Here is a 16,518-nt window from a genome sequence, read left to right as displayed (position 1 = left end):
GTTGAAAGTCCGGTACACTGGACTGTGGGAGTATCGCCCCTGGGGGAGGGGCTGACGGGGAGGGGGGTTCGCCCCCCTCCCCTGTCTCTTCACAACAGCCAATACCCAAACTTTGCTCCCTCTAGACATTCTTTTTCTTCGGATGCAATATTGACTGGTTTAAGGCAGGAATGTAAGGAAATCAAGGTGTTTTAGGGTGATTGAGGAAGAACCCCACCCCACCCGCGCTTCGCGCTCCTCCCCCGCCCTAGGGGGCGGGGGCAGTGCGTGGCGATATGCGACTGGCCGAAGGACAGGAGCACGAGCACCGGAGGTGCGCAGTCCACTGGAAAGCCGTGCACGAGTGAGCAAGGACACTTGAGTACGCGCATCACCCTTACTTCCACATCTCGAGAAACCTAGCGGTACGGCTGCCTGTCCTCCAAAAAAAACGGGCACAGCCTCCGGACCGCACCCCGTCCTTGTTTACACCTCGGCCGTCGCCTCGACCGGCCGCGCCTGCCCCTGTTCCGGCAGGATGATCCAGAGCAGGATGTAGATGAGAACGCCGGGGAAGACCGTCGTGAGCACGCTGAGGACGACCCAGATCATCCTGATGACGTTCGGATCGATCTCAAGGTATTCTCCGATGCCGCCGCATATGCCGGCGATCCACCGGTCGGACGTCGAACGAGTTAACTTCTTTGCCATGACAAATCCCGGCAAAGTCTTTTGCCGTATGCATAATAGGTGTTTCCCCGGGGGAAGGGGGACACCGGAACCCACCGGTTCAGCCGGATGCCGGGCGGGTGGCACCGCGTTTCCTGCGCCCGGACCGGGGACGAGCCTTTCCTGCCGGAGCACAGGCGTCGCAGCCGTTGCAGGGCTCCTCGATTCGCTCCCCGAAGTACCCGAGGAGCGCCTTTCTCCGGCACTCCGTCGTGGTGCAGTAATCCACCATGCTCTGGAGTTTCGAGCGTGCGACCTTGCGCTGGAATTCGGACGCAAGATCGCGGTCGATGAACGATCTGAGGCGCCGCGCATCTTCGTCGCTGTAGTAGAGGATGCAGTCGCTCTCCTTGCCGTCCCTTCCGGCCCGGCCGCTCTCCTGGTAGTAGGCCTCGAGGGTCTTGGGCATGTCGTAGTGGACGACGAACCGCACGTCCGGCTTGTCGATCCCCATGCCGAACGCGCTCGTCGCGCAGACGACCGGAACCTTCCCGCCGATGAACCTGTCCTGCGTCTCTCTCCGGGCGGCCGCCGTCATGCCTGCATGGTAGGGGAGTGCCGGAATCCCGCCGGCGCGGAGCCGTGCCGCGAGCGTCTCGGCCCCGTCCCGGGTTGCGACATAGACGATCCCGGCGTCCCCTCTCCTGCCCCGCAGATAGGCCCGGAGCCGCTCGTACGCGTCCTCCTCCTTTCCGACGACGACGTAGCGGAGGTTCTCGCGGTTGAAACTCCCGACGTAGACCGAAGGGTCCGAAAGATTGAGCTGCCGCGCGATGTCGTCGCGGACGTCCGGGGTCGCGGTCGCCGTCAGGGCAACCATCGGCACCCCGGGGAACCGTTCCTTGAGCACCGAAAGCGACCGGTACTCCGGGCGGAACTGGTGCCCCCACATCGATATGCAGTGCGCCTCGTCGACCGCGATCAGGGTGACCGGAAGGGACGCCATCAGGTCGATAAAATCTTCGCCGACCGCCTTCTCCGGCGAGACGTAGAGGATCTGGATAAGCCCCTCTTTGAGTTCCGAGAGGATCCGGCGCGTCGCGGCATATGATCCGGAAGAGTTCAGCGCTTCCGCGCCGACCCCGCGGGCCTGCAGGTCGTCGACCTGGTCCTTCATCAGGGCGATGAGCGGCGATATCACCAGCACGACACCGTCGCCGACGAGCGCGGGGACCTGGTAGCAGAGTGATTTTCCCCCTCCGGTCGCGAGCACCGCGAGGACGTCGCGCCCGGCAAGAAGGTCTTCGATGATCTCCCGCTGGTAGAGGTTGAACGCAGAATGCCCGAAGTAGCGCTGGAGGATCAGGTGCAGGCGATCCATCACTATATAAGTGGGGGCTCTACCGGCATAGTATCTTCGGCCGGAAAATTCCGGTGGAATATGGCCTGATTGAGCAGGTTCCTCACCCCGACACCTCGTCCCAGAACCCGGCGAAGGCCGAGAAGATCCTCCCCCGGAGTTCGGCGAGCCGCGCCTCCCCGGCCTCGCGGTCTTCGGTCTCGTAGAGGCCGCGGTTGATCTCGACCTGGACCCAGGGGATCCGCCGCCGCCGGTAGTGCGCCACTGAGATGAACCCGCCCCGGAAGGGATCGTTCATCGCAACCCTCCCCTCACCCTCGAACTCCGCCTGGAACGACCGGGCGAGCGCCTGGAGCCACTCCGGGGAGCAGGTCACAAGACCGCCCGCCCGTTTCGGTTTTCCGTTCCGGTCCCCCCGGTTGCTCAGGCAGAAGAGCGGGCGGGGGCGTCCGGCGTCCATCCTGACCGGCGGTGATTCCGGCAGCATGCTGTGGCAGTCGAAAGCGATCTCGATCGGCCGGGTATCGAGGGCTTCGCTCAGCCGTTTGTGGAAGGGGTGGTAGTAGTTCTGCAGGAGGGTTCCTATCAGTTCCCTGCCGGGCGTCTGCCCCCTCCTGAATACCGGGGTTCCATCCTGCGTGATGACTTTGACCACCCCGTCCTGAGTCCGCGGCGGGTAGTCGTAGGGCGCCCGGTTGGTGTCGACGAAGACCCTCGAGACGTCGAAGTCGACCATCGCCTCCACCGCATCGTCGAACCCGTAGAGGCGGCGGGTATAAGGGTCGCTATTGAAGACAATCTCCTTATGCGTGAGGTTGACGAGACCGCGGAGCTCGGGTGGAACGGTGGTGCCGCCGTGGGGGATCGAGACGAGGAACGGGTACCGGCCGTTCACGCTCTTTCCCCCCTGCCGGGACATTTCCGGGAACTGACGCTCATGCTGCTTCTGACCGCAGTCGTATGGGGCCACCCGCTACAAAAGTGCAGTGGTCGGGATACCCCTCGGCGGGCATGAATATAAAGGCAGAACTCCTCCTTACCCAAAGGGAACCGTTCTCATGCGGTGAGTGATATGGAAAGAGAAGAGTGGTCATCAACGCTGGGCTTCATCCTTGCAAGCATCGGCTCGGCCGTAGGTATCGGGAACATCTGGCGGTTCCCCTACGTCGTGGGCGCCAACGGGGGCGGTGCGTTTCTGATCCCGTTCCTGATCGCCGTCCTTCTCTTCGGCCTCCCCCTGATGGTGTTGGAACTTGCCATCGGCCGCTCGACAGGGACATCGGTCATATCCGCCTTCCGCTCGATACGGCAGCGGTTCGCCGCCGCCGGTCTCGTCATCGTCGCGGTCGTCAGCCTGATCCTCGGCTACTATCTTGTGATCACGAGCTGGGTGCTCGCATACGCGCTCTTCTTTGCCTTCAACCAGCCGATGGAGTTCGATGCGTTTACGGGTTCCTACCTCCCGCTCGTCTTCTTCCTCCTCTCGGGACTCGCGGTCTATGTGACGGTGCGGTCGGGGGTCCGGGGAGGGATCGAGCGGGCCTCCCGGTATCTCATCCCGGTTCTCCTCGTGATCCTCCTCTTCCTCGTGGCCGTCTCGCTCACGGAGCCCGGAGCGGCCGAGGGGATCGGGTTCTACCTCTCCCCTGATTTTTCGAGGCTGACCGACCCCGCCGTCTGGATCGCGGCCTTCGGGCAGGCTTTCTTCTCGCTCTCCGTGGGCATGGGCATCCTGCTCACCTTTGGAAGTTACCTCAAAAGGGAAGCCCTCTTCCGGAACGCCGCCATCATCGCCGCCGCCGATATGCTGATTGCAGTCCTTGCCGGGCTCGTGATCTTTCCCCTGGTCTTCACCGCGGGTCTCGACCCTGCAGCCGGGGTGAACCTCGCGTTCATCACCCTGCCCACGGCCTTTACGGAGATCCGGTACGGCATGGTGCTCGGAACGCTCTTCTTCCTGATGCTCTTTGCAGCGGCGCTCACCTCGGCGGTCTCCATGCTCGAGGTTCCCACGGCGGCGCTGATGGACTCCTACGGCTACCCCCGGAAGCGTGCCACGCTTCTTGTCTTCGCCGCGGTCATGCTCTTCGGACTTCCGTCCGCCCTCAGTTACACCGCCCTGAACCTCGAAGCGCTTGGAATGCCGTTCCTCGACCTTGCCGACTACGTATTCGGGACGATCGGCCTCATCGTGGCCGGGCTGATCATAAGCATCGTCGGAGGGTGGTTCATGACCCGCACCCGGATCTATGCAGAGATCGGCGGCTGCGGGTGGCAGCAGAAGGTCTATATGGCGCTCATCCGCTACGGCGTTCCGGCCGTTCTCCTGATCACGCTCGTCGGCAGTTTCTTCCGGGGCACGGGGTGAACGGGGCCGGGCTACGCCTCCAACACCTCCTCCGTATGTCTCTCCTGTGCCCGGAGAGCGTCGAGGACGTCCTGCATGTCGGGCACCGTCGTCGCCGGGTATTCCGCGACGAATATGACGCGCCCGACCTCGTCGACGACGATGTTCGCCCGCCGGGAGTAGCCTCTCTGGCTATCGAAGACGCCGTAGATCTGCGCCACGGCACCGTGCGGCCAGAAATCTGCAAGGAGCCGGGTTTTATGGATCCCGAGGTTCTCGGCCCACGCATGTTTGCACGGGACGGAATCCACGCTGATGCCGAGGGCAACGGCACCGAGGGCTTCGAACGCCTCCCGGTTCGCCTCGAGCGCCTTCATCTGTCCGGCACAGATACGGGTCCATGCCAGCGGGTGGAACGAGAGAAGAACCCGCTTCCCCGGGAACGCCGATAACCTGACCGTGTTCCCATTATGGTCCGGTATCGAGAAATCCCCGGCCTGATCGCCGACCTCGACCATCATGTATCACCGGGCGGGACTCTCTCCCGGCGACGATAAATATTTCTCACGAACGCTCCTCTCCCGCCCGTGAAGCCCTGCAGGTTTAAGGCTCCTGCTGGCAAAAGGGTTACAATGCCACCTGCCACCGATATTGCGATCATCGTCCTCCTGATACTCGCAAACGGCTTCTTTTCGATGGCGGAGTTCGCGCTCGTCTCTGCAAGAACGGCACGCCTGCAGAAAAGAGCGGCGGGCGGCGACGCCGGGGCGGCGACCGCCCTCGAACTTGCACAGGATCCGACGCAGTTCCTCTCCACCATCCAGATCGGCATCACCCTCGTCGGGATCCTGGCCGGAGCCTTCGGCGGGGCGACGCTCGCGGGACCTCTTGCAGAAGAGTTTGCCCGATTTCCCTTGGTCGCGCCTTACAGCGGCACGCTCGCGGTCGTAACCGTCGTCGCCGTCATCACCTACTTAACGCTCGTCGTCGGGGAACTGGTGCCGAAACGGGTGGCCATGACCCACGCCGACCGGATTGCATCGCTGGTCTCGCGCCCGGTACGGCTCCTCTCGCTGATCGCTGCACCGCTCGTCCGGCTGCTGAGCGCCTCGACCGAGGGGGTCCTCATGCTGCTCAGGGTTCGGAAACCTTCGGAGCCCGAGGTTACGGAGGAGGACGTCAGGGTTCTCATCGGGCAGGCCACCCGGGCCGGCGTCTTCGAGGAGGCGGAACAGGATATGGTGGAGAGTATCTTCCGCCTCGCCGACCGGCGGGTCAGCGTGCTGATGACCCCGCGGCCCGACATCGTGGCCGTGGACGTCGAGGACCCCGTCGAAGAGAACTGGCAAAAGATGGTGGATTCCGGGCATGTCTATTTCCCGGTCTACCGCGACCATCTCGACAACCTGCTCGGCACCGTCTCGGTCCGCAGCCTCTGGGCGCGGATGATCGCGGGCGAATCCCCTGACCTGTCGAATGCCATCGATCCCGCCTTCTTCGTGCCCGAGAGCGTCCCGGCACTCTCGGTTCTCGACGAGTTCAAGACTTCCGGGGCGCGGATCGCCCTCGTCACCGACGAGTACGGGAGTATCCAGGGGCTGGTTACCATCCACGATATCATGGAGTCGATCGTCGGCGGCATCCCGTCGCCCGAGCACCCGCCAGAGGGTCCGGCGGTCCTTCGTCCGGACGGGTCGTGGCTCCTCGACGGGATGCTCCCGGTCGACGAGTTCCACGACCTCCTCGATGTGGCGGCTACCCTGCCCGGAGAGGGGCGCGGCTACTACCAGACGCTCGGCGGGTTCGTGATGATGTATCTCGAACGGACGCCGGAGGCCGGCGACCGGTTCGCCTGGAACGGATTCCGGTTCGAGGTGCTCGATATGGACGGCCACCGGGTCGATAAGGTGCTCGTCACGCCGGCGGGGGCCGGGAAGGAGAAGAATGGGTGACTATTGGCCTCGCTGAAATTCTCTCCGGAAAGCGTCGTCGGTTGCATCGCGGAGATGGGTTTTGGGGATTGTACGATGCGAGGCCTGATGGTGTCTCATACTCTGTTTCTGCCCGGAACATCGACTCGACCTGGCGGTGCTCGAATTCTGGTAATATCCGCCGTAACTCACATCTCCAGTGCTTGCGCTGCTGCCCTTCAAGTCTGCCGATTTCTTGTGACTACACAAAGCACGGCTTCAGTGGGAGTATCGCCCTGGGGGTGGGGCTGACGGGGAGGACGACGTTCCGCAGGAACGGAGTTCGACCACCGTCAGGTGGGGAGGGGCCCCCCCTCCCCTGTCTCTACCCCGTAAGACTATGCCTGCGACCCCCACCCCACCCGCGCTTCGCGCTCCTCCCCCGCCCCCTGAGGGGCGGGGGCAGTGCGTGGCGATAGCCGATGGAAATCCGTGCTTAGAATATGATTGACGATCCTCTAGAGGGAGTTCCAAAAAAGTGTTGAGCAATCCCTACACAATCTCAACCAGACTGACATTGAACGTAAGATCCTCGCCCGCGAGATGGTGGTTCGCATCGACGGTGACTGCATCGGCCGATACGGCGACGACCTTTGCGGGCAGCACCTGTCCGTTCTGCAGGGGTAATCCGACCTGATCGCCGACCGTCAGGTTCTCCGTACCGGCAGTCTCGGTCGTGTTGAAGACGAGATCCTCGCGGTATGGTCCGTATGCCCGGTCGGCCGGAATATGAAGAGTTTTTTCCTCCCCGACCTGCATCCCGACGACACCCTCATCGAACCCCGGGATCACTTTGCCGGTCCCGACGGTAAACCGGAGTGGTTCGCGCCCGGCGGAACTGTCGAAGACCGTTCCGTTCTCGAGGGTGCCGGTGTAGTGGACCAGCACCGTGTCTCCGGACTTCACCCGCACCTCTTCGCCCGCGATGCAGCCCGAACAGAGGGCCAGGACGCACGCGATCAGCAGCAGGATGCCGCACGCATGTCTCCCCCTCATTCTTCTTCGCCTCCGTCCCCGTTCTCGAGCGCCTCTTTGAAGCACTCCACCGCTTCGGCAAATCTGCCCTGCTTATCGAGCGCTCTCCCTTTCAGGTACCATGCCCGGGCGTGGCGGGGGTCACCCTCCAGGACCTTCTCAAAGCAGGTCGTCGCCCGGTCGGGTTTACCCAGGTGGCCGAGAGCGAGTCCCTTCGCGAGCCAGGCATGAATGTCTCCCCCGTCCAGATCGATGGCCTTGTCGAACGCTTTGACGGCGTCTTCGTGCCGTCCCAGCGCATCCTTGAGCCTCCCCGCCGCGTTCCAGACGGCCGCGTTCTTCGGGTCGATCGAGAGCGCTTTCTCGTAGCTTGCGAGAGCGTCGTCGTGCCTGCCCGCCTTCTCGAGCACCGTCCCCCGCATGAAGAGCGCTGCGGGGTTCTCGTCCTGGAGAACGATGATCTTGTCGATCGACTTGACCGCCTCATTGTATCGCCCGAGATGGATGAGGGCCGACGAGCGGGCATGGAGGGTCTCGATGCTGGTCGGTTCCCGGTCGAGCACCTGCGTGTAGGCGGCGAGGGCATCCTCGTACCTGCCGGCCTTTTCGTGGGCCTCGCCGAGTCTTCTGAGGGTGAGAACGTCGGCGGGATCGGCCTTGATCACCTTCTCGAAGCACTCCACCGCGTCGGCGTAGCGGCCAAGCCACATGAAGATCTCTCCGCGCCGCTGCCAGGCGGCCCAGCTCTCCGGGCTCGCCTCGACGATGCTGTCGGAACACTCGAGCGCCTCTTCGTATCGTCCCATGTGCACGAGCGCGCTCTCGAGGGTGTACCACGCTTCGGTGTCGCGTTCGTCGCCCTCGAGCACCAGCGCATACTGCTTTATCGCGTCGCCGAACTTCCCGTCCCGCTCGAGCGCCATACCGAACGCCATCCTGGCGTCGCGGTCGTCGGGAGAGTTCTTCAGGTACTGCTCGTATGCTTCCGCCGCCTCTTCGTGCTTGCCGACGGCTTCCAGCATATCCGCCCGGATCCTTGCAACCGCGGCGTTCGAGGCGTCGGCGGCGAGCACCCGGTCGCAGCACTCGATCGCCTTCTGATGTCTGCCGAGCCGTGCGAAGGTGACGGCGAGCGCAAAGCAGGCGCCGGTGTCCTCCGGTCGGCCTTCGGCCACTTTTGCGTAGCACCCGGCCGCATCCGCGTACTGCCCCATCCTCTCCAGCGCCCGGCCCCGGTTGAACCACGCAAAGAAGTTGTCCGGGTCGGCACGCGTGGCTTCCTCGAACCGTCCGGCGGCCTCCTCGTACCGCCCGAGCATGGCGAGAACAAACCCGAGATTCACCGGGTATCCGGTTTTCGGATCGGCTGCAAGGAGGGCCTCGTAACACTCGACGGCTGCATCATAGCGGCCGAGAGCTTCGAGGATCCATGCCTTCCGAAGAAGCGTCCCGGTGTCCCCGGGACCGGCCTGTGTCAACCGGTCGATGGATTCGAGCGCCTCTTCATACCGCCCGAGGCGTTCGAGCGCCGTGCTCCGGCCGAGCAGAGCGGCACGGTCGGCCGGGACGGCCGAGAGCGCCCGGTCATAGCAGGCGAGCGCCTCCTCGTACCGTCCGAGGTGCACGAGCGCTTCTCCCCTGCTGTTCTCCGCTGCTGCATCGGCGGGATTGACGTTGAGGAGGGCTTCGAACGCCTCTACCGCCTCCGTATATCGTCCGATGTGCAGGAGGGCGGCTCCCTTCCGGTAAAGAAGATGGGGTTCGGCGCCGCCGGCTCCCTGCACCGAATCAAGGCACGCCAGCGCATCGTCGTGCCTGCCGAGGTTCATGAGCGCGTCCGCTTTCATCGACCCGGCGACGGCGTTATGCGGCTCTTTCTCAAGGACCGCATCCAGGCAGCGTGCGGCCTCCTCGTATCTGCCGAGATGGAGGAGCGCGGTGCCGCTCCGCTGCAGGACGGAGACGTTCCCGGGATCGGCATCAAGGACATGCTCGAACTCCTTCTGCGCCTCGGCATACCGCCCGAGGTGGAGGAGCGCAGTTCCCCGGCAGTTGTGAACGAGCTCGTTCAACGCATCGAACTTCAGCGGCTTCTGTCTCCGGGGGGCTCCCCCTTCGTCCCGCTCGAAGAGCGCAAGGTCGGTGCCGTCTCCGATCCACTTCATCCCGGTCGTCGCCCGGCTCTCGAGCACGCGGTCGAACGACCGGATTGCCTCGGCGTACTGGCCGAACCGGAAGAGCGCCATGCCGCGTGCGTACCATATCTGGACCTGACCCTGGTCGTGCTTCAGGATCCGGTCGAAACTCTTGACCGCCCGCTCGTAGCGGCCGAGGGCGTCGTAGACCATTCCCATGGCGTAGCGAACCGGGACGTGATCCGGGTCGGCGAGAGCGACCTTCTCGAAGCACTCCAGTGCGTCTTCGTGCTTTCCTGCGCGGAGAAGCATTGAGCCGCGGTGATACCAGGCAGGGATGTTCTCGGGTTCGAGGGCAACGATCCCGGCGCCGCAGTCGGCAGCTTCCTGGAACAGGCCGAGGTGCTCGAGCGCCCGGGCTTTTCCGTAAAGCGCGTCGATGTTCTGCGGCTCTGTATCGAGCACCCGGTCGAAGAGACCGACGGCTTTCGAGTAATCGCCCTGGTTGAGGTATGCGGCCCCGATTCGAGAGAGCAGATCGGTGCTGCCGGGATTTGTCCTGAGGATCTTCTCAAAGCATGCCGCCGCTTCCCGGAAGTCGCCGATCCGCTCGAACATCCTCCCGCACCTCTCCCGCAGGACGGTATTCTCCGGGTCTCCTGCCAGCGCCCGTGCATAGGCCGACGCCGCGTCGGCATACCGGCCGAGCCGTTCAAGCATCTCCCCGTGCCAGTAGGAGGCGTTCGCGTCCATGGGTTTCTCTTCGACGATCCGGGCGAAACACCCGGCCGCCTCCTTGTACTCACCGGTTCTGGCGAGGACATGTCCCAGCACCCGCAGCGTCCCGGCATCGCCGGGAGCCGACTCGAGGGCTTTCTTCAGCCACTCCGCGGCTTCGCCGTCCCTGCCGAGACAGGCAAGCGCCCGCCCCATATACAGCCGGGAAAAGCCATTTTCAGGCTCGATCTTGAGCGCTTTCTCGAAACTCTTCACCGCCTCGCCGTAGTTTCCGGCCTCGAACTGAGAGGTCCCCTGCTGTATCGAGGGGTTTGCGTTCTTCCCCTGACCCAGAATATTACCGAAGAAATCCATCCGACATCATCTGCCGCTGCTCGTTTGATACGTGACTATTCGACGCCGCATTCTCCGTGGGCAGCTGCCCGTAAAGAAGGCGGCCGGTGTTTTTCTAACATTGATGCGCCGGCCAGTATTTGAAAGGACCGATCTTGAGTGAACGGACTGACTCAGGTTATAATGGGTGTTCGGGATTCATAAAAGAGTGCTGCCGTAAAAATCCGGTATCGTGCCGAATCACTGGATCCCCCCTCAGCCCGCGGGATGCCGGCCGGCACGGTTCCGGGAGAGAGGCGGAAGCGCCCCTACCCCTTTAGACGTCCAGGATGGGTTCGAACTGCGATTTGCCGACCGGACCGTGGAACTTCGAGATCTGCGGATCCATCCCGCAGACCGGGCATACGTAGTCCTCCGGCAAATCCTCGAATGCGGTGCCCTTCGGATAGCCGCGGAGGGGCTCGCCGCGCTTTTTGTCGTAGACGTAGCCGCAGATCTTGCAGACGTACTTGGTCGGCTCCCAGAGCTCGAACCCCCACTTCCCGATCTGTCCCTTTCCGGTCGCACCGCAGACAGGGCATACGTAGTCCTCCGGCACGTCTTCAAACGCGGTACCCGCCGGGATGCCGCGGTGCGGCTCACCCCGCATCGGGGAGTAGATGTAGTTGCAGTACTTGCACCGGTATCGTTTCACTTTCTCCATGGGCATCACGTTCACCTCGCGATAATCACCCGGCACGAAGGAGGTTTCACCAGATAAGGTTTCCCGTGATCCGACCGGGCCGGGGGGGATCTTTTCCTATTCTCCGTGTCGCGGTGCCGGTTGGTTCCGGGAGAGGGAATCGTCCGATAAAAAAAGGGTTTCAGGAATCCTGCTGCCGTTTGCCGCCAAAGACGGCACGAACGAGGAGTGACAGGACGAGCATGAAGACGATCAGGACCCCTCCGAGGAAGAGGAAAAGCAGAACGCCGAGCCTGCCGATCCGGGAAGCCGGTGCCGGCCCGTTCCATGAGAATCCCCGCGCCCAGACTGTCTGCCCGTCGGAACGGTACCGCTGGTATGCGTCATGCGGTCCTGCTGTGGCGCCGCCCCGGAGAGCGAGGTCGTAGCGCGCCCGGGCATCGGGGTCGATCAACGTCTCGTAGGCCTGCTGGATCGCGATGAACCGCTCGCCTGCATCCGGGTCGTGGTTTATGTCCGGGTGGTACTGTTTCGCGAGACTCCGGTAGGCCGCCCGGATCTCGTCGGGCGCGGCATCACTGGAGACGCCCAGGATCTCGTAATGGGTCTCCACGGCGCCTCACGAAGTCCCGTCGCAGGAGACCTCGCCCGTATCGCCGTTCACCGTCACGGTGGTGCCGGGCGGGAGATCGGAGAACTCCGGCGGGAGGCGGTCGATCATGGGGATCTCCGCGATGATTGCGCCGACCGCGATGATCGGTTCGGTTTCCGTATTGATGATCGCGGCGGGGGCGAGCCCGTTCTGTTTCAGCGCGTAGATCACGTAGGATCCGACCGTCGAACCCTTCCCGTAGGGGAAGGCCAGCACCCGTCCGGCGATGGATTGCCCCTCGAGCGGGTGCCCGTGCTCGACGACGATGCCGGTCTCGGGGTCGACACCCGAGAGGAACGATATGGGTTCGGATGAAACGAGGAGTTCTCCGGTTCCGATACCCCTGGATATGCTTCTGCCTTGCATGATCACTCCAACCACATTATAATGTGGTTGGAGAACCAACTATATGAGTGACATGGACGAAACCATTGGCAACACTCCCGGCAGCGAGCACGACATGCTTACTCTCCAGATCCAGGACCTGAAGGCACAGATCCTGGACTACAAACTCAAGAACGAGTTGCTGGAAAAGGAGCTTCTGCAGCTCCGGAAAGAGAACGCCCAGTTAAAACGGGTGCCGCTGTTTGTTGCCGCTGTGGTCGATGTACTTGAGAACGGCGAAGTGTATCTCCGGCAGCAGGGCAACAACCAGGAATACGTCACCGCGGTCAGCGAGAAACTCCACCGCACCCTCAAACCCGGGATGAAGGTGGCGGTGAACAACACCCTCTCCATCGTCAAGACGATCGGCAACATCTTCGACGCGAGAGTCAGGGTCATGGAACTCGACGAGCAGCCGAGCGTGACGTTCGAGCAGGTCGGCGGCCTGAAGGAGGAGATCGAGGAGGTCCGGGAAGCGGTCGAGTACCCGCTCACGAAGCCCGAGATCTACGAGCGCGTGGGCGTCGAGCCCCCGAAGGGCATCCTCCTCTACGGCCCGCCCGGCACGGGAAAGACCCTGATTGCAAAGGCGGTTGCCCGCCAGTCCCAGGCACGGTTCATCAGGATGTCCGGGAGCGAACTCGTCCACAAGTACATCGGGGAAGGGGCGCAGCTCGTGCGCGAGCTCTTTATCCTCGCCCGGGAGCGCGCCCCGGCGATCGTCTTCATCGACGAGATCGACGCGATCGGGAGCATGCGAACGAACGACGGGACCTCCGGGAGCGCCGAGGTCCAGCGGACGCTGATGCAGCTCCTGGCCGAGATGGACGGGTTCGGGAACCGCGGCAATATTCGGATCATGGCGGCGACGAACCGGATCGATATGCTTGACCCGGCCCTCCTCCGCCCCGGCCGGTTCGACCGGATCATCGAGGTTCCGCTGCCCGATGCCGGAGCACGCCTCGAGATCTTAAAGATCCACACCGCGAAGATGTCGCTTGCCGGGAGCGTTGACCTCCCCTCACTTGCGGAGCTCGCCGGAGACACCACCGGCGCCGAGCTGCAGGCGATCTGCCGCGAGGCCGGGATGATGGCGATCCGGCGGGATGCCGATGCCGTCGAGCGCGAAGACTTCCTCGCGGCAATAAAGAAGGTGAAGCGCGAGACGGCGGCGCCGGACAGCCGCATGTATCTCTGATGGGAACCGCTCTTCCCCTGCCAATCTTTTTTGTTTGCAACCTGCTGCCGGAGTATGAAAGGGAGCATCCTGAAATCCTGATGCCGAGGGGTTCGAGGATTTCCTGGGCGCTCGCATATGCACGGGTGAACCGTCAGCACGCTTGGACCTCTTCCGGGTTTTTCGCGAATTAAATGACCGAAACGACGGAAAATCTCGGTACACTGGACCGTGGGAATATCGCCTCGGGGGGTGGGGACAAAGGGGAGTGCGAGCGCAGCGAGCATGAGAAACTCGAAGAGTTTTGAGGGGGGAGACCCCCCTCCCCACCTGACGGTGATCGAGCTCCGTTCCTGTCGGAACATCGCACTCCCCGTCAGCCCCTCGCACCTCGCACCTCCGGTGCTCGAACTCCGTTCCTATGGAACGTCGTTCCTAACGGTGCTCATGTTCCTGCCCTCCAGCCAGTCGCACTCCCCAATGGCGATATCCACCGGAAATCCGTGCATCATACTTCACATGTGCGAATGTTCGGAAACTTGACGGCACTGTAGTGAGATTGTCCCGGGATGCGGCGTCTCATCCGCATTCCCACCGACAAAGCCCCGGTGCAACCTTGAAGGAAACCTTATCGACCTCACGCGCCCACAACTATGCAATGAACGTCCTCCTCATTCAGTCGGAGGGGGTTGACCTCTACGACACCCTGCTCAAGTCCGAGACCAGCAGAGGCGTTCTCCGTTTTTATCAGCCTGACCGGCTCGCGTACGGCATACGGATCAGAACGGCGTCGCTCGGGAGTGCGCTCGCCCTCGTCTCCGAACTCCGGTGGTATATCCAGCGCTACGTCGATGAGGTTCTCTTCGAGCCCGGAGACGGTATATTCTGCTCGTCCGGGCTTGCCCGGCAGATCTACGAGCGGGACGTGATGCCTGCCGAACCGTGGAGGTACCGCTGTCTCTACCGGATCGTGGGCGACCACATGGTCGACACCATATGGATGGACGAGGGCACGACGCCGGAGGCGTATGCCGACCGGACAGACCCTGAGGATACGGTGCTCGAGATCTGGTGCGCCGAAGAGGAGTACCCGGCAGAGTAGGCGGGTGTACGCGCACGTCTGCCGGGGCAGTTTTTTCCTTATCTCAGTACTCTCTTTCTTATATGCGGGAAGGTCGAACCCTGGTATATGCAACACGCCTGGATCGGCGGCGGTCTGAGGTTCTCCTACTGCACCGAGCACGACCTTCCCGCTATATCCCGGATGCTCGCGAAGGAGTCGGTCTGCAGGTGGCTGTTTTTCGGGCCGAATACGGATGAGGCCACGCGATCCTATTTCCTCCCCCTGATCGAGGAGATGCGGACGGCGTTCCGGGCGGGAAGGATGCCGGATCACCATGTCTTCACGGTAAGACTGGAGGATACCGGGGACTTCGTCGGGCAGTGTGCACTGTTTCCGATCGATTTCAGCCCCGGATCGTTTCTGATCGGCTACCAGCTCGACGACGCGTGCTGGAAAAGAGGCTACGGCACCCGGGCCTGCACCTTTCTGGTCTACTTCGCGTTCACCGTGCTCGACGGTTACCGGCTGAACGGCGACACCGTTGCCGGCAATACGACATCACAGCGGGTGATGGAGAGTTGCGGTTTTGTCCTGGAGGGTATCCAGAGGCAGTACTGGCATGCCGGGGGCGAATATCACGATCGTCTGATCTTCGGCCTTCTAAAGACCGATCTTGCCCCGGAACGCCTGTCGGGACTGGGGGAGATGTTCACGACAGAGCATTCGGCTGAGGTTTAACAACAAAAAAAAGGTGTCCTTCAGGCGAACATCTCGCCGAAGGTGGTGTGGAAGTGGTGGCGATCGAAGTCAAGCGCGAGTTTGTCGATCGCCTTCATGAAATCTTCGCTGTTGACCGCATCGCGCTCCATCCTGATGGCGAACATCCCCGCCTCCATGCATATCGCCCGGAGGTCGGCACCGTTCTTGCCTTCCGTGAGCCGCGAGACCTCCGAGAGGTTGACGTCTTCGCCGATGTTCATGTACTGGGTGTGGATCTTTAAGATCGCAAGCCTCCCCTGGTGGTCGGGGAGCGGGATCTCAATCATCCGATCGAACCGGCCCGGGCGGAGGAGGGCACGATCGAGGATATCGATCCGGTTGGTCGCCGCGACGATCTTGACGTCCCCGCGGTTGTCGAACCCGTCCATCTCCGCCAGGAGCTGCATCAGCGTCCGCTGGACCTCGCGGTCGCCGGAGGTGGTCGAGTCGTTCCGGTGCGCGCCGATTGCGTCGATCTCGTCGATGAAGATGATCGACGGCGCCCTCTGCTTCGCGAGGTCGAAGAGCTCCCGGACCAGGCGGGCGCCCTCGCCGATGTACTTCTGCACCAGCTCCGAACCGACCACGCGGAGGAAATGCGCGTTCGTCTGGTGGGCCACCGCCCGCGCGAGGAGGGTCTTCCCCGTGCCGGGCGGGCCGTAGAGGAGAACGCCCTTCGGCGGGGAGATGCCGACCTTCTCGAAGAGCTGCGGTTTTGTCAGGGGGAGCTCGACGGCTTCCCGGATCTCCTCGATCTGCGGTTCAAGGCCGCCGATGTTCTCGTAGGTCTCCTCCGGGGACTCCACCAGCTCCATACCGTAGATCTGCGCGTCGTAGCTCGTGGGGAGCACATCCACGATCGCGAGGGACTGCTGGTTGAGCGTACACCGCACACCCGGTTTGAGGAGATCGGGGTCGATAAGCTGGGACGTACGGACCAGGAATCGCGGTCCTGCACTGCTTCGCACGATCACCCGGCTGTTGTCGATAACGTCGGTAACGGTTCCGATCACGAGAGGAGGGCTTCTCAGCTGTTCGATCTCGCTCTTGAGTTTTCGGAGTTCCCGTTCGTAGCGGATCTTCTGGGTCTCAACGTATCGTTTCTCGGACTCCATCTGGCGGAACTGCTCGCGTAGCTCCAGGTTTCGGTTTTCGAGGTTCGTAATCCGTTCCAGGAGGTACTGGTAGATGTCTTCACCGGTATCCTTGTCTGGTGCCTGCCGAGCGATATCTCCCATAGGTCTCCTCGATTAATTATATAGGTTAAAATGAATATAAAGTTGTTTGCGAGACTT

At 62.6% G+C, this 16,518-nt stretch carries 15 protein-coding genes; 5 read left to right on the top strand and 10 right to left on the bottom strand.

From position 1 onward, the window contains the following. Positions 1 to 465: 465 nt before the first annotated feature. The 3 genes from MEMAR_RS06470 to MEMAR_RS06460 all read right to left on the bottom strand — a co-directional run bounded on the left by MEMAR_RS06470 (position 466) and on the right by MEMAR_RS06460 (position 2,903). Positions 466 to 690, bottom strand: coding sequence for a PspC domain-containing protein (locus MEMAR_RS06470; protein ID WP_011844160.1), 225 nt, complete (start codon positions 688 to 690; stop codon positions 466 to 468). A gap of 79 nt (positions 691 to 769) precedes the next feature. Next, positions 770 to 2,029 carry a RecQ family ATP-dependent DNA helicase gene (locus MEMAR_RS06465; RefSeq protein ID WP_011844159.1) on the bottom strand — a complete coding sequence of 420 codons (1,260 nt, stop codon included), beginning with the start codon at positions 2,027 to 2,029 and terminating at the stop codon, positions 770 to 772. An 82-nt stretch (positions 2,030 to 2,111) separates the two neighbouring features. Then, positions 2,112 to 2,903 (bottom strand): N-formylglutamate amidohydrolase, encoded by a 792-nt coding sequence (locus tag MEMAR_RS06460; RefSeq protein ID WP_143706346.1) that lies wholly within the window; start codon positions 2,901 to 2,903, stop codon positions 2,112 to 2,114. Between the two features lie 177 nt (positions 2,904 to 3,080). On the opposite strand from MEMAR_RS06460, the gene MEMAR_RS06455 reads away from it, so the two are divergent. Next, positions 3,081 to 4,376 (top strand): sodium-dependent transporter, encoded by a 1,296-nt coding sequence (locus tag MEMAR_RS06455; protein WP_011844157.1) that lies wholly within the window; start codon positions 3,081 to 3,083, stop codon positions 4,374 to 4,376. Positions 4,377 to 4,387: 11 nt separating this feature from the next. Here MEMAR_RS06455 and MEMAR_RS06450 read toward each other — a convergent pair whose 3' ends face one another. Then, positions 4,388 to 4,876, bottom strand: a complete 489-nt coding sequence (locus MEMAR_RS06450; RefSeq protein ID WP_222702442.1) for a redoxin domain-containing protein — start codon at positions 4,874 to 4,876, stop codon at positions 4,388 to 4,390. 111 nt (positions 4,877 to 4,987) lie between these two features. Between MEMAR_RS06450 and MEMAR_RS06445 the strand changes: the two genes are divergently transcribed. Then, positions 4,988 to 6,307, top strand: a complete 1,320-nt coding sequence (locus MEMAR_RS06445; RefSeq protein ID WP_011844155.1) for a hemolysin family protein — start codon at positions 4,988 to 4,990, stop codon at positions 6,305 to 6,307. Between the two features lie 510 nt (positions 6,308 to 6,817). Here the strand turns inward: MEMAR_RS06445 and MEMAR_RS06440 are convergent. From MEMAR_RS06440 to MEMAR_RS06420, 5 genes are all read right to left on the bottom strand, one after another. Then, complete coding sequence (locus MEMAR_RS06440) at positions 6,818 to 7,321, bottom strand: FKBP-type peptidyl-prolyl cis-trans isomerase (RefSeq protein ID WP_011844154.1); 504 nt, start codon at positions 7,319 to 7,321, stop codon at positions 6,818 to 6,820. Then, positions 7,318 to 10,527 carry a tetratricopeptide repeat protein gene (locus MEMAR_RS06435; RefSeq protein WP_011844153.1) on the bottom strand — a complete coding sequence of 1,070 codons (3,210 nt, stop codon included), beginning with the start codon at positions 10,525 to 10,527 and terminating at the stop codon, positions 7,318 to 7,320. Before MEMAR_RS06435 ends, MEMAR_RS06440 begins: the two co-directional genes overlap by 4 nt. A gap of 295 nt (positions 10,528 to 10,822) precedes the next feature. Next, on the bottom strand, positions 10,823 to 11,209 hold the full coding sequence (locus MEMAR_RS06430) for a rubredoxin (RefSeq protein WP_011844152.1): 387 nt from the start codon (positions 11,207 to 11,209) through the stop codon (positions 10,823 to 10,825). A gap of 160 nt (positions 11,210 to 11,369) precedes the next feature. After that, positions 11,370 to 11,801 (bottom strand): J domain-containing protein, encoded by a 432-nt coding sequence (locus tag MEMAR_RS06425; protein WP_011844151.1) that lies wholly within the window; start codon positions 11,799 to 11,801, stop codon positions 11,370 to 11,372. Positions 11,802 to 11,807: 6 nt separating this feature from the next. Continuing rightward, positions 11,808 to 12,206: a DUF126 domain-containing protein gene (locus MEMAR_RS06420; RefSeq protein ID WP_011844150.1), complete on the bottom strand. Its 399-nt coding sequence runs from the start codon at positions 12,204 to 12,206 to the stop codon at positions 11,808 to 11,810. 43 nt (positions 12,207 to 12,249) lie between these two features. Between MEMAR_RS06420 and MEMAR_RS06415 the strand changes: the two genes are divergently transcribed. The 3 genes from MEMAR_RS06415 (at position 12,250) to MEMAR_RS06405 (ending at position 15,202) form a co-directional block, all read left to right on the top strand. Continuing rightward, positions 12,250 to 13,422, top strand: coding sequence for a proteasome-activating nucleotidase (locus MEMAR_RS06415; protein ID WP_011844149.1), 1,173 nt, complete (start codon positions 12,250 to 12,252; stop codon positions 13,420 to 13,422). A 595-nt stretch (positions 13,423 to 14,017) separates the two neighbouring features. Then, a complete protein-coding gene (locus MEMAR_RS06410; RefSeq protein ID WP_245526557.1) occupies positions 14,018 to 14,503 on the top strand; it encodes a DUF5804 family protein in 486 nt (161 codons plus the stop codon). Between the two features lie 87 nt (positions 14,504 to 14,590). After that, positions 14,591 to 15,202, top strand: coding sequence for a GNAT family N-acetyltransferase (locus MEMAR_RS06405; RefSeq protein ID WP_011844147.1), 612 nt, complete (start codon positions 14,591 to 14,593; stop codon positions 15,200 to 15,202). Between the two features lie 20 nt (positions 15,203 to 15,222). On the opposite strand, the gene MEMAR_RS06400 is transcribed toward MEMAR_RS06405, so the two are convergent. Beyond that, positions 15,223 to 16,461: a proteasome-activating nucleotidase gene (locus MEMAR_RS06400; protein ID WP_011844146.1), complete on the bottom strand. Its 1,239-nt coding sequence runs from the start codon at positions 16,459 to 16,461 to the stop codon at positions 15,223 to 15,225. Positions 16,462 to 16,518 lie beyond the last annotated feature (57 nt).

Source organism: Methanoculleus marisnigri JR1, assembly GCF_000015825.1.
GTDB lineage: Archaea > Halobacteriota > Methanomicrobia > Methanomicrobiales > Methanoculleaceae > Methanoculleus > Methanoculleus marisnigri.
Note: the sequence above shows the minus strand (reverse complement) of the source record. Positions and strands in the feature narration are given on the sequence as shown.

Excerpts from the sequence above, each read along its gene's own strand:
- MEMAR_RS06470 (WP_011844160.1), bottom strand. The coding sequence starts at position 690 with ATGGCAAAGAAGTTAACTCGTTCGACGTCCGACCGGTGGATCGCCGGC.
- MEMAR_RS06465 (WP_011844159.1), bottom strand. The coding sequence starts at position 2,029 with ATGGATCGCCTGCACCTGATCCTCCAGCGCTACTTCGGGCATTCTGCG.
- MEMAR_RS06455 (WP_011844157.1), top strand. The coding sequence starts at position 3,081 with ATGGAAAGAGAAGAGTGGTCATCAACGCTGGGCTTCATCCTTGCAAGC.
- MEMAR_RS06450 (WP_222702442.1), bottom strand. The coding sequence starts at position 4,876 with ATGATGGTCGAGGTCGGCGATCAGGCCGGGGATTTCTCGATACCGGAC.
- MEMAR_RS06445 (WP_011844155.1), top strand. The coding sequence starts at position 4,988 with ATGCCACCTGCCACCGATATTGCGATCATCGTCCTCCTGATACTCGCA.
- MEMAR_RS06440 (WP_011844154.1), bottom strand. The coding sequence starts at position 7,321 with ATGAGGGGGAGACATGCGTGCGGCATCCTGCTGCTGATCGCGTGCGTC.
- MEMAR_RS06435 (WP_011844153.1), bottom strand. The coding sequence starts at position 10,527 with ATGGATTTCTTCGGTAATATTCTGGGTCAGGGGAAGAACGCAAACCCC.
- MEMAR_RS06430 (WP_011844152.1), bottom strand. The coding sequence starts at position 11,209 with ATGGAGAAAGTGAAACGATACCGGTGCAAGTACTGCAACTACATCTAC.
- MEMAR_RS06420 (WP_011844150.1), bottom strand. The coding sequence starts at position 12,206 with ATGCAAGGCAGAAGCATATCCAGGGGTATCGGAACCGGAGAACTCCTC.
- MEMAR_RS06415 (WP_011844149.1), top strand. The coding sequence starts at position 12,250 with ATGAGTGACATGGACGAAACCATTGGCAACACTCCCGGCAGCGAGCAC.
- MEMAR_RS06405 (WP_011844147.1), top strand. The coding sequence starts at position 14,591 with ATGCAACACGCCTGGATCGGCGGCGGTCTGAGGTTCTCCTACTGCACC.
- MEMAR_RS06400 (WP_011844146.1), bottom strand. The coding sequence starts at position 16,461 with ATGGGAGATATCGCTCGGCAGGCACCAGACAAGGATACCGGTGAAGAC.